Annotated in this window: 20 protein-coding genes; 15 read left to right on the forward strand and 5 right to left on the reverse strand. The window is 72.3% G+C overall.

Annotation, left to right across the window (positions count from 1 at the left end; genetic code table 11):
• The first annotated feature begins 220 nt into the window (after window positions 1–220).
• The 11 genes from ABEA26_RS00690 to ABEA26_RS00740 all read left to right on the forward strand — a co-directional run bounded on the left by ABEA26_RS00690 (window position 221) and on the right by ABEA26_RS00740 (window position 10495).
• Window positions 221–1438 carry a sensor histidine kinase gene (locus ABEA26_RS00690; RefSeq protein ID WP_345588163.1) on the forward strand — a complete coding sequence of 406 codons (1218 nt, stop codon included), beginning with the start codon at window positions 221–223 and terminating at the stop codon, window positions 1436–1438.
• Complete coding sequence (locus ABEA26_RS00695; protein WP_345588114.1) at window positions 1435–2079, forward strand: response regulator; 645 nt, start codon at window positions 1435–1437, stop codon at window positions 2077–2079. The genes ABEA26_RS00690 and ABEA26_RS00695 overlap by 4 nt, the downstream gene beginning before the upstream one ends.
• A gap of 91 nt (window positions 2080–2170) precedes the next feature.
• Window positions 2171–2863: a GAF and ANTAR domain-containing protein gene (locus ABEA26_RS00700; protein WP_345588116.1), complete on the forward strand. Its 693-nt coding sequence runs from the start codon at window positions 2171–2173 to the stop codon at window positions 2861–2863.
• 73 nt (window positions 2864–2936) lie between these two features.
• Window positions 2937–4250 (forward strand): cation:proton antiporter, encoded by a 1314-nt coding sequence (locus ABEA26_RS00705; RefSeq protein WP_345588118.1) that lies wholly within the window; start codon window positions 2937–2939, stop codon window positions 4248–4250.
• A 234-nt stretch (window positions 4251–4484) separates the two neighbouring features.
• A complete protein-coding gene (locus tag ABEA26_RS00710) occupies window positions 4485–6176 on the forward strand; it encodes a sensor histidine kinase (RefSeq protein WP_345588120.1) in 1692 nt (563 codons plus the stop codon).
• A complete protein-coding gene (locus ABEA26_RS00715; protein ID WP_345588122.1) occupies window positions 6173–6580 on the forward strand; it encodes a roadblock/LC7 domain-containing protein in 408 nt (135 codons plus the stop codon). The genes ABEA26_RS00710 and ABEA26_RS00715 overlap by 4 nt, the downstream gene beginning before the upstream one ends.
• Complete coding sequence (locus ABEA26_RS00720; RefSeq protein ID WP_345588123.1) at window positions 6577–6924, forward strand: DUF742 domain-containing protein; 348 nt, start codon at window positions 6577–6579, stop codon at window positions 6922–6924. Before ABEA26_RS00715 ends, ABEA26_RS00720 begins: the two co-directional genes overlap by 4 nt.
• On the forward strand, window positions 6905–7534 hold the full coding sequence (locus ABEA26_RS00725; RefSeq protein WP_345588125.1) for a GTP-binding protein: 630 nt from the start codon (window positions 6905–6907) through the stop codon (window positions 7532–7534). Before ABEA26_RS00720 ends, ABEA26_RS00725 begins: the two co-directional genes overlap by 20 nt.
• A complete protein-coding gene (locus ABEA26_RS00730) occupies window positions 7531–8772 on the forward strand; it encodes a cytochrome P450 (RefSeq protein WP_345588127.1) in 1242 nt (413 codons plus the stop codon). Before ABEA26_RS00725 ends, ABEA26_RS00730 begins: the two co-directional genes overlap by 4 nt.
• Window positions 8769–9992 (forward strand): cytochrome P450 family protein, encoded by a 1224-nt coding sequence (locus ABEA26_RS00735; RefSeq protein WP_345588129.1) that lies wholly within the window; start codon window positions 8769–8771, stop codon window positions 9990–9992. Before ABEA26_RS00730 ends, ABEA26_RS00735 begins: the two co-directional genes overlap by 4 nt.
• Window positions 9993–10090: 98 nt before the next feature.
• Entirely contained in the window at window positions 10091–10495 is a 405-nt protein-coding gene (locus ABEA26_RS00740) for a hypothetical protein (RefSeq protein WP_345588131.1), read from the forward strand.
• Between the two features lie 108 nt (window positions 10496–10603).
• On the opposite strand, the gene ABEA26_RS00745 is transcribed toward ABEA26_RS00740, so the two are convergent.
• Window positions 10604–11758 carry an enolase C-terminal domain-like protein gene (locus ABEA26_RS00745; protein ID WP_345588132.1) on the reverse strand — a complete coding sequence of 385 codons (1155 nt, stop codon included), beginning with the start codon at window positions 11756–11758 and terminating at the stop codon, window positions 10604–10606.
• Between the two features lie 31 nt (window positions 11759–11789).
• The gene (locus tag ABEA26_RS00750) at window positions 11790–12851 is read right to left on the reverse strand and encodes a glucose 1-dehydrogenase (RefSeq protein WP_345588133.1); all 1062 of its coding nucleotides are present in this window, start codon (window positions 12849–12851) and stop codon (window positions 11790–11792) included.
• Window positions 12852–13102: 251 nt separating this feature from the next.
• On the opposite strand from ABEA26_RS00750, the gene ABEA26_RS00755 reads away from it, so the two are divergent.
• Window positions 13103–13900, forward strand: coding sequence for a ribonuclease BN (locus ABEA26_RS00755; protein WP_345588135.1), 798 nt, complete (start codon window positions 13103–13105; stop codon window positions 13898–13900).
• Window positions 13901–14011: 111 nt separating this feature from the next.
• On the opposite strand, the gene ABEA26_RS00760 is transcribed toward ABEA26_RS00755, so the two are convergent.
• The 3 genes from ABEA26_RS00760 to ABEA26_RS00770 form a co-directional block, all read right to left on the reverse strand.
• Window positions 14012–15073 (reverse strand): SDR family oxidoreductase, encoded by a 1062-nt coding sequence (locus ABEA26_RS00760; protein WP_345588137.1) that lies wholly within the window; start codon window positions 15071–15073, stop codon window positions 14012–14014.
• 59 nt (window positions 15074–15132) lie between these two features.
• Window positions 15133–16935, reverse strand: a complete 1803-nt coding sequence (locus ABEA26_RS00765) for a thiamine pyrophosphate-requiring protein (RefSeq protein ID WP_345588138.1) — start codon at window positions 16933–16935, stop codon at window positions 15133–15135.
• A 233-nt stretch (window positions 16936–17168) separates the two neighbouring features.
• Window positions 17169–18155 carry a LacI family DNA-binding transcriptional regulator gene (locus ABEA26_RS00770; RefSeq protein ID WP_345588165.1) on the reverse strand — a complete coding sequence of 329 codons (987 nt, stop codon included), beginning with the start codon at window positions 18153–18155 and terminating at the stop codon, window positions 17169–17171.
• Window positions 18156–18437: 282 nt separating this feature from the next.
• On the opposite strand from ABEA26_RS00770, the gene ABEA26_RS00775 reads away from it, so the two are divergent.
• The 3 genes from ABEA26_RS00775 to ABEA26_RS00785 all read left to right on the forward strand — a co-directional run bounded on the left by ABEA26_RS00775 (window position 18438) and on the right by ABEA26_RS00785 (window position 21762).
• The gene (locus ABEA26_RS00775) at window positions 18438–19367 is read left to right on the forward strand and encodes a carbohydrate ABC transporter permease (RefSeq protein WP_345588139.1); all 930 of its coding nucleotides are present in this window, start codon (window positions 18438–18440) and stop codon (window positions 19365–19367) included.
• A gap of 6 nt (window positions 19368–19373) precedes the next feature.
• Window positions 19374–20324, forward strand: a complete 951-nt coding sequence (locus tag ABEA26_RS00780; protein ID WP_345588141.1) for a carbohydrate ABC transporter permease — start codon at window positions 19374–19376, stop codon at window positions 20322–20324.
• 94 nt (window positions 20325–20418) lie between these two features.
• The gene (locus ABEA26_RS00785; protein WP_345588143.1) at window positions 20419–21762 is read left to right on the forward strand and encodes an ABC transporter substrate-binding protein; all 1344 of its coding nucleotides are present in this window, start codon (window positions 20419–20421) and stop codon (window positions 21760–21762) included.
• Window positions 21763–21809: the final 47 nt, after the last annotated feature.

Here is a 21809-nt window from a genome sequence, read left to right on the forward strand (position 1 = left end):
CCCGGCCTTTCGACAACGGTGGGAATCAAGGTGCGCGGCCGACGGAATCGGCGACGTGTCCCACCGTCGCCGCTCGGGGGCCTTGCGGGCATCGCTCCTGGGCGGGGACTTCGCGGGCCGAAGGGTACGGCCCGGCTTGCAACTTTCGACAGATGCCCGGCCCCGGCACGGTCCGTAGGCTGGAACGATCGTGAACGCGCTGACTCCCACCACCCGGGCCATGACCTGGAGCCTGCACCTGCTCGTGGCCGGCCTGCTCACCCTGGCGGCGGTGCGGGCGGTGACGGACGACCGGCCGCACGCCCCCGCAGTTCTCGCCGTCGCGGCGGTGGTGGGCTCGGTGTACGCCGTGGGTCCGGCACTGCCCGCCGTCCGGGCCTCCCGCCGTGCGGCCGCGGTGTGGCTGGGCGCGGTCGGCGCGGTGTGGCTCGTGCTGCTGGCCCTGTCCCCCGAGGGGGTGTGGCTGGCGTTCCCGCTGTACTTCGTCCAGCTCCATCTGCTGTCCCGCCGTGCCGGGCCGGCGGCGGTGACGGTCACGGCGGCCGCCGCCATCGCCGCGTTCTCCGCCCATCGGGGCACGTTCACCGCGGCCACCGCGATCGGCCCGGCACTCGGGGCCGCGGTCGCCGTGGCGGTGGTGTGGGGGTACCAGGCGCTGTACCGCGAGAGCGAGCAGCGGCGCCGGCTCATCGAGGAGCTCACCGTCACCCGGGCCGACCTGGCCGACGCCCAGCGGGCCGCGGGAGTGCTGGAGGAACGCCAGCGACTGGCCCGGGAGATCCACGACACCCTCGCCCAGGGCCTGTCCAGCATCCAGTTGCTGCTGCGTGCCGCCGAGCGGGCCCTGCCCGACCGGCCGGGGCCCGCGGCCACCTATGTGGACCAGGCCCGCCAGGCCGCGGTGGACAACCTCGCCGAGGCGCGCCGGTTCGTCGTCGCCCTCTCGCCACCGGCCCTGGACGACACCACCCTCACCGACGCGCTGGACCGGCTGTGCGCCACCACCACCGACCGGCACCGCCTCGACGTCCGCTTCCGCCTCGCCGGCCGGCCCCGCCCCCTGCCCACCGCGCAGGAGGTCGCCCTGCTGCGCGTCGCCCAGTCCGCGCTGGCCAACACGGTCGGGCACGCCCGTGCCGACCGGGCGGAGGTGGTCCTGAGCTACCAGGAGGACGCCGTCGCCCTCGGCGTCAGCGACGACGGGGTGGGTTTCGATCCCGACGCCGTGTCCGGCCCCGGGCCGCAGGGCGGTGGCTTCGGACTGGCCGCCATGCGGGCCCGTATGCACGCCGTGGACGGCACACTCGTCGTCGAGTCCGTTCCCGGAAGCGGCACGTCGCTGGCCGCGCGGCTCCCGCTCACCTCCGCGCCCGACACCGCACGCGACACCGACGACACCGACAGCCCGCACGACCACGACCACGAGGCCCAGCCGTGACCGAGACCAACCCGCCGCCGATCCGTCTGCTGCTCGCCGACGACCACCCCGTCGTCCGTGCGGGGCTGCGCGCGGTGCTGGAGACCGAGGAGGGCGTCACGGTGGCCGCCGAGGCCGCGACCGCCGAGGAGGCCGTCGAGCGGGCGGGGCGGGGGGACATCGACGTCGTCCTGATGGACCTGCAGTTCGGCGGGGGCATGAACGGCGCACAGGCCACGGCCGCGATCACCGCGCGGCCGGGGGCACCGCGTGTCCTGATCGTCACGACGTACGACACCGACGCGGACACGCTGCCCGCCATCGAGGCCGGTGCCACCGGCTACCTCCTCAAGGACGCGCCGCCCGAGGACCTCGCCGCCGCCGTACGCACCGCGGCGACGGGCCGGACCGCGCTCGCGCCCACGGTCGCGGACCGGCTGATGACCCGCATGCGTGAACCGCACACCTCGCTGACCCGCCGGGAGACCGAGGTCCTCACCCTGGTCGCCGAGGGTCTGTCCAATCAGCACATCGCCGGGCGGCTCCGGCTGACCGAGGGCACGGTCAAGTCCCACCTGGCTCGCGTCTACACCAAGCTGGACGTGGACTCCCGCACCGCCGCGGTCGCCACCGCCACCGCCCTCGGTCTCATCCGGCGCTGAACCGCGCCGCCGGACGGCGGTGGTTTCCGGACCCTCCTGTTGCCTGCGGCCGTCTCCTGGGCACTCCTGAAGGGAACGAGGAGGAGACGGCATGGAGGACTGGCGTGGCTTCGCACAGCAGATGGCGTCGTTGGCGCGCGATCTGCTGTCCCAGGAGTCGGTGAACGACACGCTCGAACGGATCACGGGCTCGGCCACGGAACTGGTGGAGGACTGCGACGCCGCCGGCATCCTGGTCCTGCGCGGCGGGCACGTGCAGTCACTCGCGCCCACCGACCAGGTGGTCATCGACAGTGACGAGCTCCAGGGGCGCGTCGGGGAAGGACCCTGCTTCGACGCCGCTCGTACCTCCGAGGGGCAGCGGCACTTCCGGATCGCCGACTTCACACACGAGGCACGGCGCTGGCCCAAGTACGTGCCCGAGGCCCGCAAGCTGAACCTGGGCAGCATGATGGGCTTCCTGCTGTTCACCGAGGACGAGGACCTGGGGGCTCTGAACCTCTACTCCTACCGGCCCGGCGCGTTCACCGAGGCAGACGAGACGGCCGGCTGGCTGCTGGCCTCCCACGCCGCGGTCGCCTTCTCCGGTGCCCGTACGCACGCCCAGTTGCAGGAGGCCATCGGTACCCGGCACACCATCGGTGAGGCCATGGGCATCCTCATGGGCAGGAACCGCCTCACCGAGGACCAGGCCTTCGCCGCGCTGCGCCGGTACTCGCAGGACCGCAACGTGAAACTCCGGGATGTCGCCCGCCGGGTCTGCGAGCAGGGAGGTCTGCCCTGACCTCCGGGGGCGTCGTCCCCGTCCGGGTCGGGCCGGACGCGTACCGCCGCCCGGCCACGGGCACACGACAGAGATGACCTTGGCCGACTTCCTCTTCACCGTGCTCGGGGCGGGCACGCTCGCGGCGGCCGTACTCCCCCGCCTGGTGGCCGGGCGGCCCCTGTCCATGCCGCTCGTCTTCCTGGCGTGCGGGGCAGTGCTGCAACTGCTGCCCACGCCTCTTCCGGAGATCGACCTGGTGCGCGACAGGGTGTGGGTGGAGCACCTCACCGAGATCTGTCTCATCATCTCCCTGATGGGCGCCGGGCTCGCCCTGAACCGCCCCTTCGGCCTGCGCCGCTGGCGTGCGCCGTGGCGGCTGATCGGCATCACCATGCCGCTGACCATCGCGGCCACTGGGCTCCTCGCCTGGTGGCTGCTGGACTGGCCGCCGGCCGCCGCGCTGCTGCTCGCGGCCGTGCTCGCGCCCACCGACCCGGTACTCGCCTCCGAGGTGCGGGTGGGCGAGCCCACCGACTCCGAGCATGACGAGGACGAGGTGCGTTTCGCGCTCACCAGCGAGGCCGGCCTCAACGACGGTCTCGCCTTCCCCGTCGTCATGGCGGCGATCGCGCTGACCGCTGCGGCGGGCACGGGCCTGTCCGGCGGCTGGGTCGGGCACTGGCTGCTGGTCGACGTGCTGTACGCGTGCGTGATCGGAGTGCTGGCCGGCCTCGCCGTCGGCAAACTGCTCGGCTGGCTCTTCTTCCGCGCCGGCCGGCAGGCGGTGCGGCTGTCCGAGCACCGGGAGGGCTTCGCCGCCCTTGCCGCCACGTTCCTCTCCTACGGAGTCACCGAACTCGCCCACGGCTACGGCTTTCTCGCCGTCTTCGTCACCGCCTGCCGCATCCGCGCGGCCGAACGCGACCACGGCTACCACACCGTGCTCCACGACTTCGTCGAGCAGGTCGAACGACTACTCACCGCCGGGCTCCTCTTCCTGCTGGGCGTCTGTGTCGCGCAGGGCGCCCTGGCCGACCTGACCTGGCGGGGCGCGGCCGTCGGTCTGCTCGTGCTGCTCGTCGCCCGGCCACTGACCGGCTGGGTCGCGCAGTTCGGCACGGCCGCCGGCCCCCGGGAGCGCCTTGTGACCGCGTTCTTCGGCATCCGCGGCATCGGCTCACTGTTCTACCTCGCCCACGCGCTCGGCACGGAGGGCTTCCACGTCCCGGCCGGGGAGCTGTGGGCCGTGGTGGCCTTCACCGTCCTTGCCTCCGTCGTCCTGCACGGGGTGACCGCCTCCCCCGTGATCTCCCGGCTCGACCGGCTGCGGCTGTCGCAGGCCCGCGGCCGCCGGCGGACGGGGCGGACGCCGAACGAGGACGAGGTGGCCAACGAGCGTCTGTGACGCGCTGCTGGACCGGCGTCCGTGACGCACTGCCGGACCGGACTCACGGGGAGCACGGGGTGTGTGAACGAACAGCCCTGAAACGCGTAGCGATTGAGCGAGACCCTTCTCTTTTCGATCACTAACTCTCGTATAGTGATCGCCAGTTGCGCGTCGTGTGACAGCTTCCATGCTTGCACGCGCCCCGAAGGACGACACGAGGGCCGTTCCGGCGGCCTGGCGAGGACCCGATTGATGACCGCGCCCGCCCGCTCCGGCGACCGACCCGTTCCCCGCGTCCTCGGGACCGTGGCCCTACCCTGCGCGGTGGTGTCGGCGCTCGTGGTCGGCGGTGCCGTCGCCGCGGCGCCATCCTCGGTACGGGTTCCGCTCGGCCTGGGCGCGAGCGCCGCGGCGATCCTGCTCTGCGCGGCCGTGACGGTGGCCGTGCAGGCCATGCGCCGGGAACGGGCCACCCGCCGTCTGCTGGACGCCGCCCGCGCGGACGCGGCCGGGCTCGCCCAGGACCGGGCGCGGCTGGCCGAGCGGGCGAAACAGGAACAGGAACGGGTGCGCGCGCAGGCCGAGCGCGAACGGACCGCTCTCGCAGCGGGGTTCGACGGCGAGCGGGAGCGGCTCGGGGACGGGTTCGAGCGGGAGAGGGCACGTCTCGCCGAACAGCGGGCACAGGAGGTCGCGCGGCTCACCGAGGAGGCCGCCCGGCTGCGGGCGCGGCTGGAGCGTGCGAACAGCGGGCGTGCCGCCGCCGTCTCCGCGACCGCCAACACGGCCGGCCGGATGCAGGCGCTGGCCACCGGAATGCTCGCCGACCTGCGCGCCATGGAGGAACGGCACAGCGACGAGGAGGTCCTCGCCGACCTGCTCCACCTCGATCACCGCACCGCGCAGGCGGGCCGGCTCGCCGACTCCGTCGCCGTCCTCACGGGCGCCCGCTCCGGGCGCCGTTGGGCGCGGCCCATCGGCATGGAGTCCATCCTGCGTGGCGCCATGGGACGTATCGCCGGCTACCAGCGGGTGCGCGTGCACTCGGCCAGCGACACCGCCGTCGCCGGGCACGCCGCCGAGGGCGTCATGCACGCCCTGGCCGAACTCCTCGACAACGCCGCGAACTTCTCCCCGCCGACCGCCGAGGTCCATGTGTACGTCGAGGAGGTGCCGGCCGGCGTCATCGTGTCCGTGGAGGACAGCGGACTGGTGATGGGCGAGGTGCAGCTGCGCCGGGCCCAGCAGGCGGTGGCCGGCGAGTCCGCCGGGCTCGGCGGTCTGACCGGCACCCGGCTGGGACTCGCGGTGGTGGGCCGGCTGTCGGCCAAGTACGGGCTGAAGGTGTCCTTCCGGCCGTCCGCGCGCGGCGGTACGGGCGTCCTGATGCTCGTGCCCCAGGACATCCTGAGCGGACCGGTCGCATCCGGCGGTCCGGCCGCCGGTCCGTCAAAGGCCGCCGGTCCGCTGCCCACTGCCCCGGCCGGCCCGGCCACCCCGGCGCCGCCGGCCGACCTGCCGCGTACCCCCGCACCGCCCGCCGACGCGGACTCCGAGCCGCTGCCCGCCCACGAGTCGGCGGACCGCGGACCGGAGGCGTCGGCCGGGGCCCCGGCGCCCGACGAGCCGGACACGGGGCTGCCCAAGCGGCGCCGCGGCCGCACCCTCGCCGCGGCCGAACGCGCCCGCGCCACCGTCCGGTCCGCCGAGCCGGGCGCCACACCGTCCGCCGACGACGCGAAGGTACGCGCGGCCCGTTTCGGCAGCTTCCGTCAGGCCGTCCGGGCCACCGGTACCGCCGCCCCCGCGGGCGACGCCCCGCAGGCGGACCCCGCCGCGCCCGCACCGGCCGAGACGGCCCCCGACCACCCGTCCCACTCGCACACGCACACGCACACGCAGACGCACTCGCACTCGCACCCGGAAGGCGACACAACTTCATGACCGGCTCCACCACCGCCGACGAGAAGCTCACCTGGCTCATCGAGGGCCTCTTGGAACGCACGCCGGGTGCGCGGCACGCGCTCGTCCTCTCCCGTGACGGACTCAAGCTGTGCCGCACCCCGGAGCTCTCCGTCGACCAGGCCGACCAACTGGCCGCGATCGCGGCCGGCATCCAGTCGCTGTCCCACGGCGCGTCCGTGGAGTTCGGCGACGGCAGCGGCGGGGTCCGCTCGGCCATGACCGAGTTCTACGGCGGCATCCTGTTCATCGTGGAGGCCGGTGAGGGCGCGCACCTCGCCGTGGTCACCTCCGAGGACGCGGACGCGGGGCTCATCGGCCACAACATGAGCGAACTCATCGAGCAGCTCGGCGAGCACCTCACCGCGCGGCCCCGTACGTCATGAGCCGCCCCGGCAGGGACGACGCCCCCGACCGCCTGTACACCGTCACCCAGGGACGCAGCCGTTCTGACCCCGGCAACCCCTTCGACCTGGTCACCCTCGTCGTCGCCGAGTGCGCGCCGAGGCCCGGCATGCAGTCGGAGCACACGGCGATCCTCAGGATGACCGAGGCGCCCACGGCCGTGGTGGAGATCGCCGCCGAACTGCGGCTTCCGGTGAGCATCACGAAGATCCTGCTCTCCGACCTCCACGCGGCAGGCCGGGTGAGCGCACGCCACCCGTACACGGCCGCCGTTCCCGATCCCGACATCCTGGAGCAGGTGCTCGTTGGACTCCGCAATCTCTGACGCCCGTACCCCAGCACGCGTCCCGCTGGGCGCGTCCGCCGACAACGGCCTGAAGATCGTCATCGTGGGCGGGTTCGGTGTCGGCAAGACGACCCTGGTCCGCTCGGTCAGCGAGATACGCCCCCTCAGCACCGAGGAGACGATGACGCAGGCCGGCGAGGCGGTCGACGACATCAGCGAGGTGCGCGGCAAGACCGCGACGACCGTGGCCTTCGACTTCGGCCGCATCAGCCTCGACGCGCGCAACGTGCTGTACCTGTTCGGCGCGCCCGGCCAGGAGCGCTTCTGGTTCCTGTGGGACCGGCTGTTCTCCGGCACCCTCGGCGCGGTGGTCCTGGTGGACACCCGGCGCATCGACGACTCCTGGTACGCCATCGACCGCCTGGAGCACCACGGCACGCCGTTCATCGTCGCCTGCAACGACTTCGGCGGTCCGGGGCATCCGCCCGAGGCCGTACGCGAGGCGCTCGACCTGGATCCGCGGGTGCCGCTGGTCTCCTGCGACGCCCGGTCCCGCGAGTCCGGCAAGCAGGTGCTCATCGCGCTCGTGGAGCACCTCCAGGCCCACTACGCCGGCCACGCGGCCCGGCCCCGACAGGAGTTCGTGTGAGCACCGACGCCACCGACGTCACGGACGCCGTACCGCTCGGCGGCCCCCGCTTCCAGACCGAACCCGCCCAGCTGTACCGGCGGATGCGGCGCGAGCACGGCGCCGTCACCCCGGTACTGCTGGACGGGGACGTCCCGGCCTGGCTGGTGCTCGGCTACCGGGAACTGCACCAGGTGACCGGCGACCCGGCGCTGTTCAGCCGGGACTCCGGACTGTGGAACCAGTGGGAGAACATCCCCGACGACTGGCCGCTGCTGCCGATGATCGGCCGGGCGCAGCCGTCGATCCTCTACACGGTCGGCGAACGACACCGCGAACGCGCCGTCATGATCAGTGACGCGCTGGAGGCGGTCGACCCGCACGTCCTGCGCGGCCACGCCGAGCGGTTCGCGGACGAACTCGTCGACCGGCTCTGCGCCAGGGGCGAGGCCGACCTCGTCGGCGACTACGCCATGCTGCTGCCGGTGCGGGTCCTGGCCCGCCTGTACGGCTTCTCCGACGAGGAGGGCCCGGCGCTCGTCACCGCCCTCAACGACATGATCGACGGCCGGGAGCGGGCCATCGCCGGCCAGGCGCACCTCGGCACGTCGATGGCGGGCCTCCTCGCCGACCGGAAGGCGGCGCCCGCCGACGACGTCGCCTCCCGGATGCTGGCCGACGACAGCGGCTTCACCGAGGAGGAGGTCGCCCAGGACCTGATGGTGATGCTGGCCGCGGGCCACCAGCCGACGGCGGACTGGATCGGCAACTCGCTGCGCCTGATGCTGACCGACGACCGTTTCGCCGCCTCGCTCTTCGGTGGCCGCAACAGTGTCGCCGAGGCCATGAACGAGGTGCTGTGGGAGGACACGCCCACACAGAACGTGGCCGGCCGCTGGGCCTCGCGCGACACCCGGCTCGGCGGGCGCCACATCCGCGCCGGCGACCTGGTGCTGCTCGGTCTGCAGGGCGCCAACTCCGACCCGCAGGTCCGCACCGACGGCTCCGCGCTCACCGGCGGCAACAACGCGCACTTCTCCTTCGGCCACGGCGAGCACCGCTGCCCCTTCCCCGCGCAGGAGGTGGCCGAGGTCATCGCGCGCACGGGCATCGAGGTCGTCCTCGACCGGCTGCCGGACATCGACCTGGCCGTACCCGCCGGGTCCCTCACCCGTCGCCCGTCGCCCTGGCTGCGTGGGCTGACCGAGTTGCCCGTGCGCTTCACCCCGACCACTGCCCTGGGAGGCACGTCAGCATGACGACCGGTACCGAAGAAGCCCGGATCCCGCTGGACCCGTTCGTCACCGACCTGGACGACGAGAGCGCCCGACTGCGCGCGGCCGGACCGCTCGCCGCGGTGGAGCTGCCCGGCGGCGTGCCCGTGTGGGCGGTCACCCACCACGCGGAGGCCAAGGCCCTGCTCACGGACCCCCGCCTGGTCAAGGACATCAACGTGTGGAGGGCGTGGCAGCGCGGCGAGATCCCCGCCGACTGGCCGCTGATCGGGCTGGCCAACCCCGGCCGCTCGATGCTCACCGTGGACGGCGCCGAGCACCGCCGGCTGCGCACGCTGGTGGCGCAGGCGCTCACGGTGCGCCGGGTGGAGCACATGCGGGGACGGATCACCGAGCTCACCGACCGACTGCTCGACGAGCTGCCCGCGGACGGCGGCGTCGTCGACCTCAAGGCGGCCTTCGCCTACCCGCTGCCGATGTACGTCATCGCCGACCTGATGGGCATCGAGGAGGCGCGGCTGCCGCGGCTGAAGGTGCTGTTCGAAAAGTTCTTCTCGACGCAGACGCCGCCCGAGGAGGTCGTCGCGACCCTGACCGAGCTGGCCGGGATCATGGCCGACACGGTCGCGGCGAAGCGGGCCGCGCCCGGCGACGATCTGACCAGCGCGCTGATCCAGGCTTCCGAGGACGGCGACCATCTCACCGACGCGGAGATCGTCTCCACGCTCCAGCTGATGGTGGCCGCCGGTCACGAGACCACGATCTCGCTCATCGTGAACTCCGTGGTCAACCTGGCCGCGCATCCCGAGCAGCGGGCCCTGGTGCTCTCCGGGGAGGCGGACTGGTCCGCGGTGATCGAGGAGACGCTGCGCTACTCGACCCCGACCTCGCACGTCCTGATCCGCTTCGCGACCGAGGACGTCAAGGTCGGCGACAAGGTGATACCCGCAGGGGACGCGCTGATCGTGTCGTACGGCGCGTTGGGCCGGGACGAGGAGGCGCACGGCCCGACGGCGGACGAGTTCGACATCACCCGCACCTCGCCCAGCCGGCACATCTCCTTCGGCCACGGCCCGCACGTGTGTCCGGGCGCCGCCCTGTCCCGGCTGGAGGCCGGCGTGGCGCTCCCCGCGCTCTACGCCCGTTTCCCGGGCCTGGACCTGGCGGTGCCGGCGTCGGAGCTGCGCAACAAGCCTGTGGTCACGCAGAACGACCTCTTCGAGCTGCCGGTCAGGCTGGCGTAGCGGCGTCGGGCCGGGACCGGTGCGGTCACCCGCGGGGCGTTTGCTCCCCGCCCTGCGGGTAACTCCGGCATTCCGGACGCCGACCCCCGGGAGTCGCCATGTGGAAGCGCAAGAGCAGGAAGGGCCGTCGGACCACGAAGCCGGTCCCCGTGGAGCTGTGCGACCTGTGCGCCAAGGTCTTCCCCGAGAACGAGTCCGTCAGCGGTTACGTGCCGGACTCCTCCGCGGCGGATCCCACCCACCCCTGGGCCGACGGGCTGCGGCTCATCACCGCCTGCTGCGACGACCACTTCGACGTGGTCAAGGCGGGCTACGCGCACCGGCCCTTCGTGGAGGAGGAGCTGTGGGCGGCGAAGCTCACCCGGACCCTGACCGCCGCGTGCCCGCAGGCACTCTCCATGGAGCAGCTCGGCTGCCGGACGGGCCTCCAGGAGCCGCAGATACGGGCCGCCATCGCCTGGCACAACGAGCGCATGCGTGACCAGCAGCGCACGGACCCCTGATCCGTCCCCGGGCCCGGGCCCGACGGCCCGCGGCCCGGTGCCCCCCGCGGCCCGGTGGCCGGGGCCGGTGTTCCCGGCCGAGGTGGGTGGCCGGTGTTCCCGGCCGGGTCAGGACGGGCGCGTTCCGTGGACGCGGTAGGGCTCCGCGTCGGCCCACCTGACCTCCAGGCCGAGTCCCGGCCGGTCCGGGTCGGGGCACAGGGCGCCTTGGTCGGGTGCCGGGGCGCCGTCGAACAGCAGTCGCTCGACGCGCACGTGGTCGTGGAAGTACTCCAGGTGCCGCAGCCGGCGTACGGCGCAGAAGGCATGGGCGGAGACCGCCGGGGCGCAGTGCGCGGAGAGGTCGAGGTGGTGGGCCGCGGACAGGCCGGCGACCTCCAGCACGCCGGTGATGCCGCCGCACCGGGTGACGTCGGCCTGGAGGCAGTCCACGGCGGGCCCGTCCACGAGGTTGACGAAGTCCTGGGCGGTGAAGGCGTACTCCCCCGCGGTGATCTCCAGGCGGGCCGGCCCCCGGTCGCGGAGCATGCGCAGTCCTTCCAGGTCCGCCGAGCCGACCGGCTCCTCGAACCAGCGCACGTCCCACTCGTCGTGGAACCTGTGCGCCCAGTACAGGGCCTCCTTGCGGCCGAGCGCCCCGTTGGCGTCGGTGAACAGTTCCGGCCCGTCCCCGATCGCCCGGCGCACGGCGGTCAGGCGCCGGGCGTCGTCCTGCGGTGCCCGTGAGGTCTTCAGCTTCACACGGGGGATGCCCTGCTCCACCCACCCGGTGAGCTGGTCGGCGAGGCGGTGCGGGGAGTAGTTGGTGAAGCCGCCGCTGCCGTAGACCGGCACCCGGTCGTGGTGGGCCGGCAGGAGGTGGACCAGCGGAAGCCCCAGCAGCCTCGCCTTGAGGTCCCACAGCGCCACGTCGACGGCGGACAGCGCCATGGCGCCGGCACCGGGGCGGCCGGCATTGCGCATCCGCTTCCCCATCCGCTCCCACGAGGCGGGCGGCGAGGAGACCGGCCCGCCCTCGATCACCGGTGCCAGTACGGAACTCACGAAGGACGCCACCGAGACGTCCCCGTAGGTGTAGCCGAGGCCGCTCCTGCCGCCGGCGTGCACCCGCACGAGCACCAGGGTCGTGGACTCCCACTCCAGGGTGCCGTCCTGTTCCCGGCCGTCGGGGCCGTCGGTGGGGACCTCGAAGGCGTGCACGTCGACGGCGTCGACCACGTGCTCGTCCAGCGCCTTCTCGTCGAAGCCGGTGGCCGGCGTCATCGCGTACTCCCTCGGGTCGTCCGGTGAGCGGTCAGTGCGCGCCGCCCTCCAGCATGATCACCGTCTTGATGTCGTCGGCGCTGCGCTCGAACGCCCTAGTCGCCCGTTCCAGCGGTTCGCAGCGCGTGAGGAGCCGGTGGAGCCAGTCCCGGTCGGCTCGTGCCAGGGCGTCGGCGGCCTGGCGGAAGTGGCGGAGGTTGGCGTTGACGGACCCCACGACGACGTCGTTCTCCAGCACGATGTCGCGGTTCACCGTGCCCGCGTCGACGGTCAGGCTCCGCCCGGCGGTCGAGACACCGGTGAGGCAGACGATGCCGTACGCCGCGGTTCCACGGATCGCGTCGAACACCAGCCGGGCGGCCCCGGTGGCCTCGACCACGACGTCCGGGCGTACGGCGGCGAACACGTCGTCGGCCGCGCCGCTGTGGTAGGTCGCCCCGAGGGCCCGCACGAGATCCGGTTTGGGACCGTCCGTGACCAGGTCCAGGACGTGCACGTCTAGGCCCCGCTGCCGGCCGAGCAGGGCGGCGAGGAGGCCGATGGGGCCGGCGCCGGTCACCAGTACGCTGCGGGGCTCGAACCAGGCCCTGGCGCCCACCCTCTCGATCTGCTCCCATGCCTTGGCCACGACACTGGCCGGCTCCATGAGCACGCCCGCGAGGTTCAGCCCCGCGTCGATCCGCACGGCGTAGCCGGTCTCCAGGCGCCACAGCTCGGCCCCGTACCCGTCGAGTTCCCTGATGCCGCGTTCCCGGTAACGGCCGTTGCGGCACATGTCGAACTCTCCGTGCGCGCAGGCTCCGCAGGGTTCGGGATCGGGGCGCCGCACCACGCCGGCCACCAGGTCGCCGACGGCGAATCCGCTGCCGGGCGGTGCCTCCGCGACGCGTCCGAGGGACTCGTGGCCGAGGACGAGCCGGTCGTGGCCCGGCACCGCCCTGCCGTACTCGCCCGAGGCGATCTCCCGGTCCGTGCCGCACACGCCCAGCGCCACCCCGCGGACCAGGAGTTCACCGGCAGCCGGCTCGGGGTCCGCGACCTCCTCCACCCCGAGCGAGCCCGGCCGGCCGGGACGGACGGTCAGTGCGCGCATGGTGCTCACCCTCTCGGCTCGCCTTCCCGGAGCCGGTTCCCCGCATCGCCCGGCCCATGCGGAGGCCTTCCGGCCCGGGCACGGCGGGCGTGACGGCGTCCGAGTCGGGCACGGCGGGCGTCCCGGGGGCGCGGCGGCCGTCCGAGTCAACGCGGCGGGCGTCCGGGTGGCGCCACGTTTGTCCGGCCCGTCGGCGGGTCACACAGTTCCGCATCCGCGAGCCATCGAAGGGACCGCCCGAGGAGCACCCCGTGAACCGCTTCCGGCAGCCGTTCCACCGTGTGTGGGACCGGTTGGCCGCGTCCTCCCTCGTCCGGCGCGGCCGGGACCTGGAGCTGATGCACCGGGCCATGGGGTTCGCCACGCTCGCCCTGGTGACGCTGGCCCCGCTGCTGATCGTGGTGGCCGCCTTCGACCCGCTGGGACGCGGTGGTTTCGGATCCTGGCTGGCCGACGGCATGGGGCTGTCAGGCCGGTCGGCCCGGGTACTCACCGGCATCATCACTCCGCCGACCAAGATCGTCGGCACCACGAGTGTGTGGGGCGGTATCGCGCTCGCCGTGTTCGGCGTGTCCTTCGCGGCGAGCGTGCAGAACGGCTACGAGCGGATCTGGGAGCTGCCCTCCGGCCCGTGGCACCGCGTCTGGCGCCAGATGACCTGGGTGATCGCGCTGACCGCGTACCTCTACCAGGAGGTACAGACGCGGACCGCTGTCCACGGGTCGGTGCGGATCGTACTGTCCACGGCGACGGGCGTGCTGTTCTTCTGGTGGGGTCAGCATTTCCTGCTGGGCAGTCAGGTCCGCTGGCGGGACCTGCTGCCGGGAGCGATCGCGACCATGGTGGGCCTGATCGGCCTGCGCGGCTTCTCGTTCCTCGTCTTCACGCCCCTCATCCTCGACAACGCGATCAGCTACGGCACGGTCGGCATCGTACTGGTGGTGGAGTCCTGGCTGATCGGGGTCGGGTTCGTGGTCTTCGGCGGCGCGATGGTCGGCCACTGGTTCTGCGAGCACCACTGGTGGACACACGCCATCGACCGGGAATGACCCGTACGACGCCGTCACACCCGCGCGTGCGGTGCGGGGCACGATCCGGTCCTGTGACGATCACCGCGGGGCCGGCCGCCGCCGCGGGGCGGCGCCCGTCCGTTGCGGGGACTACCTCCACGGCCTCCTACCGGGGTACACGGCCCGCCGCGCAGGCGCCCCGGCCCCACCGCACCGGGAGCGGCGGCGCGCGCCGTCGGCCAGCGCCGCGGCGGCCGTCGTGGTCACGGCGGCGGCCAGCGCGAGCGGGCGGCGGTGGCGGGAGAGCCAGAACTGCAGGCTGCGCGAGTGGGACTCGTCGTCGAAGACGCCGTGCGCGCCGTAGTCGGCCGGTGCGGCGTCGTCCGGGGGCTCCCAGAGGTTGACCGGGCGGGACGGGTCGACGGGCTCGTCCGTCTGCTGCCCGTCGTAGCCGGTCCGGGCCAGATAGCGGTCCAGCAGGCCCGGGGCGAGCTTCTGGCCGAACAGGGTGGCGACGGTGGATCCACCGACCCAGTACTCACCCCGCCCGGGATGGTCGGCGGCGTACAGGACCGCCTCGGCGGCGACCTCGGGCTGGTAGACGGGGGCCACCGGGCGCGGATGCCTGGGCAGCCGGGTGAGGACCCAGCTGAACTGGGGCGTGTTGAGACCGGGCATCTGGACCATGGTCACCCGCACACCGCTGCGGTCGTGCAGCAGCTCGCAGCGCAGGGACTCGGTGAAACCCTGGATGGCGTGCTTGGCCCCGCAGTACACCGCCTGGAGCGGGACGCTGCGCCGGGCCAGGGCCGACCCCACCTGGACGATGGTGCCGCGATCGCGCGGCGTCATGTGCCGCAGGGCGGCCTGGGTGCCGTGGACGAAGCCGAAGTAGGTCACCTCGGTGGCCCGTCTCAGCTCCTTGGGGCTGATCTCCGCCACCGGGGCGAAGACGGTCGCGAACGCCGCGTTCACCCAGACGTCGATCGGGCCGAGCTCCGCCTCGGTCCGAGCGGCCGCCGCGTCGACTGCCTCCGGATCGGAGACGTCCACCATCAGGGGCAGCGCGCGTCCGCCGGCCTCCCGGACCTCCTCGGCCGCCCGCTCCAGGGCGTACTCGCCGCGCGCGAGCAGGGCCACGGAACTCCCGCGGGCGCCGAAGGCCCGGGCGACGGCCCGGCCGACTCCGCCGGTCGCCCCGGTGACGACCACGACTTCGGTACTGTCCGCCCGGCGGTGCCGCCCGCCTCGCCGGGCCCCTCGTCCACCGCTCACTTCTTGCCCCGTCCGGGGAGGTGCTCGGCGTACTCGGTGAGCTTCTGGCGTACGCCCTTGGTGGCGATCCCGGTGAGCTCCGGGTCGTGCAGCGCGGCCTTGACCGCCTTCTTGCCCTGCTCCTTCATGATGTGCGGCGGGATCGGCGCGATCTCCGCGTCCACCTTGAACTCCAGGACCACCGGCCGGTCGGCGGCGAGCGCCTCGTCCCAGGCGGAACCGACCTTCCTGGGGTCGTCGCAGACGATGCCCTTGAGGCCTAGGAGCTCGGCGTAGGCGGCGTAGGGGACGTCGGGGATGTCCTGGGAACCGGGGTACTTGGGGTCGCCGGCCATGGCGCGCTGCTCCCAGGTGACCTGGTTGAGGTCCTGGTTGTTGAACACGCAGAAGATGAGGGGGGCCGTCCCGGTCAGTCGGTCCAGGTACCGCTTGACGGTGATCATCTCGTTCATGCCGTTCATCTGGAAGGCGCCGTCCCCGACGAAGGCGATGACCGGCCGGTCGGGATACGCGAACCGCGCCGCGATGGCGTACGGCGTTCCGGGGCCCATCGTGGCCAGCGTGCCGGACAGCGAGGCCCGCATGCCCTCGCGCAGCTTGAGGTGCCGGGCCCACCAGTTGGTGCCCGAGCCCGAGTCGGCCGTCAGGATGGCGCCGTCCGGCAGCCGGGGCGACAACTCGGCGGCGACGGCCTGCGGGTTGATCGTCTTGTCGAAGTGCTGGCCCGCCCAGCGGTCGCACAGGTCGTGCCACTCCCGGACATCCTTCTCGATCTTCTCCCGCCAGCCGCGGTCCTTCTTGCGCTGGAGCATCGGGATCAGGGCGCGCAGGGTCTCCCTGGAGTCGCCGACGAGGTGGGCGTCCATGGGATAGCGGATGCCGATCATGCGGCCGTCGATGTCGATCTCGACACCCCGGGCCTGTCCCTCCTCCGGCAGCCACTCCGAGTACGGGAAACTGCTGCCGACCATCAGCAGGGTGTCGCAGCCCTGGATCATGTTGTCGCTGGCCTTGCTGCCGAGCAGGCCGATGGGCCCGGTGACGTACGGCAGGTCGTCGGGCAGGACCTCGCGGCCGAGCAGGGCCTTGGCGACGCCGGCGCCGAGCAGTTCGGCCACCTCCCGCACCTCGGCCTCCGCCTTCGCCGCGCCCTGCCCCACCAGCATGGCGACCTTGTCGCCCGCGTTGAGAACGTCGGCGGCCTTGCGGAGCTCGTCCAGGTCGGGCAGCACCCGGGGCCGGCTCCAGCCCACGCTCGAGAAGACCGAGCCGTGCTCCCTGGGCGGGGAGGGCTGGGCCTCCTCCTCCTGCACGTCGTTGGGGATGATGATCGTGGCGACGCCCCGGGTGGTCAGCGCGGTCTTGAACGCCCGGTCGATCACGTGCCGGGCCTGGCCCGGGTGCACGACCATCTGGCAGTACTCGGACACGTCCGCGAAGAGCTGGTCGAGGGCGATCTCCTGCTGGTAGTGGGTGCCCAGCGACAGACGCTTCTGCTGGCCCACCACCGCCACCACCGGCTGGTGGTCGAGCTTGGCGTCGTACAGGCCGTTGAGCAGGTGCACGGCGCCCGGGCCCGACGTGGCGACGCAGCAGCCCACCTCGCCGGTGAACTTGGCGTGGGCGCAGGCCATGAACGCGGCCATCTCCTCGTGCCGGGCCTGGATGAACTCCGGGTCGCCGTCGGCCCGGTCGAAGGCGCCGAGCAGGCCGTTGATGCCGTCACCCGGATAGCCGTACACCCGCTGGACGCCCCACTCGGACAGGCGCTTGAGCACATAGTCGGCGACTTCGGTCATGGGGCTCTCCTGGGCGTGGGGGACGGACGACTGTCGGCTTGTGGAGTTGCCTTCCCGGGCAGGCCGTAAACCGGGCGGTACTCATCCGTCCGGCCGGGAATCGACCAGGCCGTCACCGTGCCGTCACGCAGAGTGAAGGTGGGTGGGTGGACGGCGGGACGGACGCCCCCCGCCGTCCGTGGCCACGGCTGGGGCCCGGAGCCGCGGCTCCGGCCCGCCCCCGCCCCCGCCCCCTACTCCGGTGGCACCGCCGTACTCGACCGGGTCACCAACCGGGTCGGTACGAGCGTCGTGCCGCGTTCCGGGCCGTCCTGGCGCATCTTGCGCAGCACGGCCTCCACGCAGAGCCGCCCGACCTCGGCGAAGTCCTGGTGCACGGTGGTCAGCGGGGGCAGGAAGGAGCCTGCCTCGGGGATGTCGTCGAAGCCGATGACACTGACCTCGTCGGGTACGCGCCGGCCGCGTTCGTGCAGGGCGCGCATCAGGCCCAGGGCCATCTGGTCGTTGGCCGCGAAGACGGCCGTGCACTCCTTACGGGCGGCGAGTTCCAGGCCGGCCCGGTAGCCGGACTCCGCCGACCAGTCACCCCGGCTGAGGGGCGGCGGGGTGCGGCCCGCCTCGGCCAGCGTGCGCCGCCAGGCGTCGGTGCGGCGCTGGGCGGCGAAGGAGCCCTCGGGCCCGCCGAGGTGCCACACCGTGTCGTGCCCGAGGTCCAGCAGATGACGGACGGCCGCGCGGGTGCCGCCGGCCTGGTCGGTGTCGACGACCGTGTAGTGGTCGCCGGCGTCGGAGTCGACCACGACCACCTGTACGTGGGGCGGCAGTCTGAGGGACGCCGCGTCCAGCAGGTGGACCTCCATGATGACGATCACCGCGTCGACGGCGAGCTCCTCCAGCCGGGAGAAGGCGCCCCGCACCTCGTCCTGGGTGGGGACGGCGACCGGCAGCAGCGTCACCGCGTACCCCTCGCTCGCCGCGGAGGTGGCGATGGCCTCCAGAGTGCGCACGTTGCCCGTGGTGGCCAGCGAGAAGGTGATGACGCCGATGGTGCGGAACTCGCCGCGCTTCAGCGCCCGGGCCGCGCTGTTCGGCCGGTAGCCCAGCTCCTTCATGGCCGCCAGTACCTGGTGCCGGGTCTCCTCGGTCACGCCGGCGTAGCCGTTGGAGACGCGGGAGACGGTCTGCGAGGAGACCCCCGCGAGCCGGGCCACGTCCGCCATGGACGCCGTCGGCACCCGGCCGCCGCGGCGGCGCCGCGCCCCCGCGCCCCGCGCGTCCGCGACTTCCTCAGCGGTGTCCACTGCCGTTCGCCACCTCTCCGCAACTGTCCGAGCCCCGCCGAAGGACCCTTGACCGTCGTCCTCGGGGCAGTGTAGACATGCCGCCATCAAATGTTTACGTAAACATAGCAGCCCTCCGGTCAGCGGAATCCCACTTCCGCGGTACTCGATGTTTACGCAAACATGGGTGAGACCCCAGGACGTGGACGAGCGAGGAGCGACATGACGACGCTGCAACCGCCGGCCGCCGCCGCCCAACCGCGGCCGGCCCCACCGCCGGCGAGGCGGGAGCGCCGCTCCTGGACGGGGTGGGGCTTCCTCGGTCCCTTCGTGGCCGTCTTCGCCCTGGTGTTCCTCGCACCGATCGCGTACTCGGTCCATCTCAGCCTCTTCCGCGACCAGCTCATCGGCGGGACCACCTTCGTCGGCCTGGACAACTACAGCCAGGCACTCGGGGACGAACAGTTCTGGGCCTCGCTCGGCCGGGTCTCGCTCTTCCTCGCCGTGCAGGTGCCGATCATGCTCGGCATCGCGCTGCTGGTGGCGCTGGCGCTGGACAGCGGACGCCTCTACGGCCGGGACTTCTTCCGCATCTCGATCTTCCTGCCGTACGCCGTGCCCGCCGTGGTGGCCACCCTGATGTGGGGCTTCATGTACGGCACCCGGTTCGGCCTGCTCGGCGACATCAACAGCGCTCTGGGCGTGTCCCTGCCCGACCCGCTCTCCCCCGACCTGGTGCTGGCCTCCATCGGCAACATCGTGACCTGGGAGTTCGTCGGCTACAACATGCTGATCTTCTACTCGGCGCTGCGCGTCATACCGAACTCGCTGTACGAGGCGGCCCAAATCGACGGCGCGGGCCAGATCCGCGTGATCACCGCCATCAAGCTCCCCGCCATCCGCGGTGCCCTGGTGATCGCGACGATCTTCTCGATCATCGGCAGTTTCCAGCTCTTCAACGAGCCGAGCATCCTGCAGCCGCTGGCACCCAACGCCATCACGAGCGACTACACGCCCAACTACTACACGTACTCGCTGTCCTTCAACGGCCAGCAGCACAACTACTCCGCGACGGTCGCCATCGTCATGGGGCTGATCACCATGGTCATCGCCTACGTCGTCCAGCTGCGCGGCATGCGCAAGGGAGTGTGAGCAGCGATGACCAGCCCTGTCGTCACCGCCTCCGACCGTTCCGCGACCGCCCCGGCCGGCGCCACGGGGCCGGTGCCCCGGCTGCGTACGTCCCGGCGCCGGCACTCCCCCGGCAAACCCCGGCGCAGCGTGCTGCTGACCGTCCTCACCGGGCTGGTACTGCTGTACAGCCTGGTGCCGCTGGTCTGGCTGGCCATCAGCGCCACCAAGACGCAGGAGGGGCTGTCCCGTTCCTTCGGCCTGTGGTTCGACGGCGACTTCGCACTGTGGGACAACGTCAGCCGGACGTTCACCTACGACGACGGCGTCTTCACCCGCTGGCTGCTGAACACGCTGCTGTACGTGGGTCTGGGCGCGGGCGGTGCCACCTTCCTGGCCGTCCTCGGCGGCTACGCGCTCGCCAAGTTCGACTTCCCCGGCCGGCGTGCCGTCTTCGCCGTCGTCATCGGCGCGGTGGCCGTGCCGGGTACGGCGCTGGCGGTGCCCACCTTCCTGATGTTCAGCGAGATGGGGCTCACCAACACCCCCTGGGCGGTGATCATCCCCTCCCTGATCTCGCCGTTCGGCCTGTACCTGATGTGGGTGTTCGCCACCGACGCCATCCCGACCGAGCTGATGGAGGCCGCCCGCATCGACGGGGCGGGCGAGGTGCGCACCTTCTTCCAGGTCGCCCTGCCGCTGCTGGCACCCGGCATCGTCACCGTTCTGCTCTTCACCATGGTCGCGACCTGGAACAACTTCTTCCTGCCGCTGGTCATGCTCAAGGACCCCGACTGGTACCCGCTGACCCTCGGCCTGAACAGCTGGAACGCCCAGGCCGCCACCGCCGGCGGCGAGGCCGTCTTCAACCTGGTCGTCACCGGGTCGCTCATCACCATCCTGCCGCTGATCGCCGCGTTCCTGCTGCTCCAGAAGTACTGGCAGTCCGGACTCGCCGCCGGAAGCGTCAAGGAGTAGCGCCGCTCGGCTCCGAGCGGCCCTCCCGCTCCCCCGACTCCCCTCCAACCCTCGACGGTGCCGGTTCCGGCCACGAAGAAGTGGAAGCGATCCCATGCCCAAGCACTCGCGCCGCCTACTGCGCGGCACAGCCCTCGTCTGCGCCCTCGCCCTGGGGGCGACCGCCTGCGGCGACTCCGACGGCGGGGGATCGAGCCAGAAGGCGGTCTCCGAGGCGGACATCCAGGCGGCCCTCAAGGAGGGCGGCACCCTCACGGTCTGGGCGTGGGAGCCCACGCTGAAGCAGGTGGCCACCGACTTCGAGAAGAAGCATCCCGGCGTCAAGGTCGACCTCGTCAACGCGGGCACCAACAACGACCAGTACACGGCGCTGCAGAACGCCATATCGGCGAAGAAGGGCGTCCCGGACGTCGCCCAGATCGAGTACTACGCGATGGTCCAGTACGCGCTGACCGAGCAGCTCACCGACCTCAAGGCCTTCGGTGCCGACAAGCTCTCCGGCACGTTCTCCCCCGGCCCGTGGAACGGCGTGAAGGCCGGCTCGGACGGCGTCTACGCGCTGCCGATGGACTCCGGCCCGATGGCGCTGTTCTACAACAAGAAGGTCTTCGACAAGTACGACATCGAGGTGCCCACCACCTGGGCCGAGTACCTGGACGCCGCCCGCGACCTTCGCAAGGCCGACCCGAAGGCGCACATCACCGCCGACACCGGCGACGCCGGGTTCGCCACCAGCATGCTCTGGCAGGCCGGCTCGCGCCCCTACACGGTGAACGGCACTGAAGTGAAGGTCGACTTCTCCGACCAGGGTGCCAGGACGTTCACCGACACCTGGCAGAAGCTCATCGACGAGAAGCTGCTCGCCCCGGCCACCAACTGGACCGACGAGTGGTACAAGGGCCTCGGCGACGGCACCATCGCGACCCTCGCCACCGGCGCCTGGATGCCCGCCAACCTCGCCTCCGGCGTGAAGGAGGCGGCCGGTGACTGGCGCGTCGCCCCGCTCCCGCAGTGGACCGCGGGCGGCAAGGCCAGTGCGGAGAACGGCGGCAGCGCGCTCGCGCTGCCGGAGCTCGGCAAGAACGAGGCACTGGCGTACGCCTTCGTCGAGTACGCGAACGCGGGCGACGGCGTGCGGACCCGCCTGGACAGCGGCGCCTTCCCGGCGACCACCGCGGATCTGCGGTCCGCGAAGTTCCAGGACACCGCGTTCCCCTACTTCGGCGGCCAGAAGGCCAACAAGATCTTCGCCGAGTCCGCCGCGAACGTCGCCGACGACTGGTCGTACCTGCCCTACCAGGTGTACGCGAACTCGGTCTTCAACGACACCGTCGGCAAGGCCTACGTCTCCGGCACCACGCTGGCCGAGGGCCTGAAGTCCTGGCAGGAGGCGTCCGTCGAGTACGGCACCGAGCAGGGCTTCACCGTCGAGAAGTAGCGGTCGAGAGACAGCAGTCGAGAAACGGCAGACGACGACCAGCAGCC

The sequence above is a fragment of the Streptomyces marokkonensis genome (genome assembly GCF_039539045.1).
In the GTDB taxonomy this organism is placed as follows: domain Bacteria; phylum Actinomycetota; class Actinomycetes; order Streptomycetales; family Streptomycetaceae; genus Streptomyces; species Streptomyces marokkonensis.

Bases quoted from the DNA above. Each gene is read 5' to 3' on its own strand.
- ABEA26_RS00690 (WP_345588163.1), top strand. From the start codon at position 221: ATGACCTGGAGCCTGCACCTGCTCGTGGCCGGCCTGCTCACCCTGGCG.
- ABEA26_RS00700 (WP_345588116.1), top strand. From the start codon at position 2,171: ATGGAGGACTGGCGTGGCTTCGCACAGCAGATGGCGTCGTTGGCGCGC.
- ABEA26_RS00705 (WP_345588118.1), top strand. From the start codon at position 2,937: ATGACCTTGGCCGACTTCCTCTTCACCGTGCTCGGGGCGGGCACGCTC.
- ABEA26_RS00710 (WP_345588120.1), top strand. From the start codon at position 4,485: ATGACCGCGCCCGCCCGCTCCGGCGACCGACCCGTTCCCCGCGTCCTC.
- ABEA26_RS00715 (WP_345588122.1), top strand. From the start codon at position 6,173: ATGACCGGCTCCACCACCGCCGACGAGAAGCTCACCTGGCTCATCGAG.
- ABEA26_RS00720 (WP_345588123.1), top strand. From the start codon at position 6,577: ATGAGCCGCCCCGGCAGGGACGACGCCCCCGACCGCCTGTACACCGTC.
- ABEA26_RS00735 (WP_345588129.1), top strand. From the start codon at position 8,769: ATGACGACCGGTACCGAAGAAGCCCGGATCCCGCTGGACCCGTTCGTC.
- ABEA26_RS00740 (WP_345588131.1), top strand. From the start codon at position 10,091: ATGTGGAAGCGCAAGAGCAGGAAGGGCCGTCGGACCACGAAGCCGGTC.
- ABEA26_RS00745 (WP_345588132.1), bottom strand. From the start codon at position 11,758: ATGACGCCGGCCACCGGCTTCGACGAGAAGGCGCTGGACGAGCACGTG.
- ABEA26_RS00750 (WP_345588133.1), bottom strand. From the start codon at position 12,851: ATGCGCGCACTGACCGTCCGTCCCGGCCGGCCGGGCTCGCTCGGGGTG.
- ABEA26_RS00765 (WP_345588138.1), bottom strand. From the start codon at position 16,935: ATGACCGAAGTCGCCGACTATGTGCTCAAGCGCCTGTCCGAGTGGGGC.
- ABEA26_RS00770 (WP_345588165.1), bottom strand. From the start codon at position 18,155: ATGGCGGACGTGGCCCGGCTCGCGGGGGTCTCCTCGCAGACCGTCTCC.
- ABEA26_RS00775 (WP_345588139.1), top strand. From the start codon at position 18,438: ATGACGACGCTGCAACCGCCGGCCGCCGCCGCCCAACCGCGGCCGGCC.
- ABEA26_RS00780 (WP_345588141.1), top strand. From the start codon at position 19,374: ATGACCAGCCCTGTCGTCACCGCCTCCGACCGTTCCGCGACCGCCCCG.
- ABEA26_RS00785 (WP_345588143.1), top strand. From the start codon at position 20,419: ATGCCCAAGCACTCGCGCCGCCTACTGCGCGGCACAGCCCTCGTCTGC.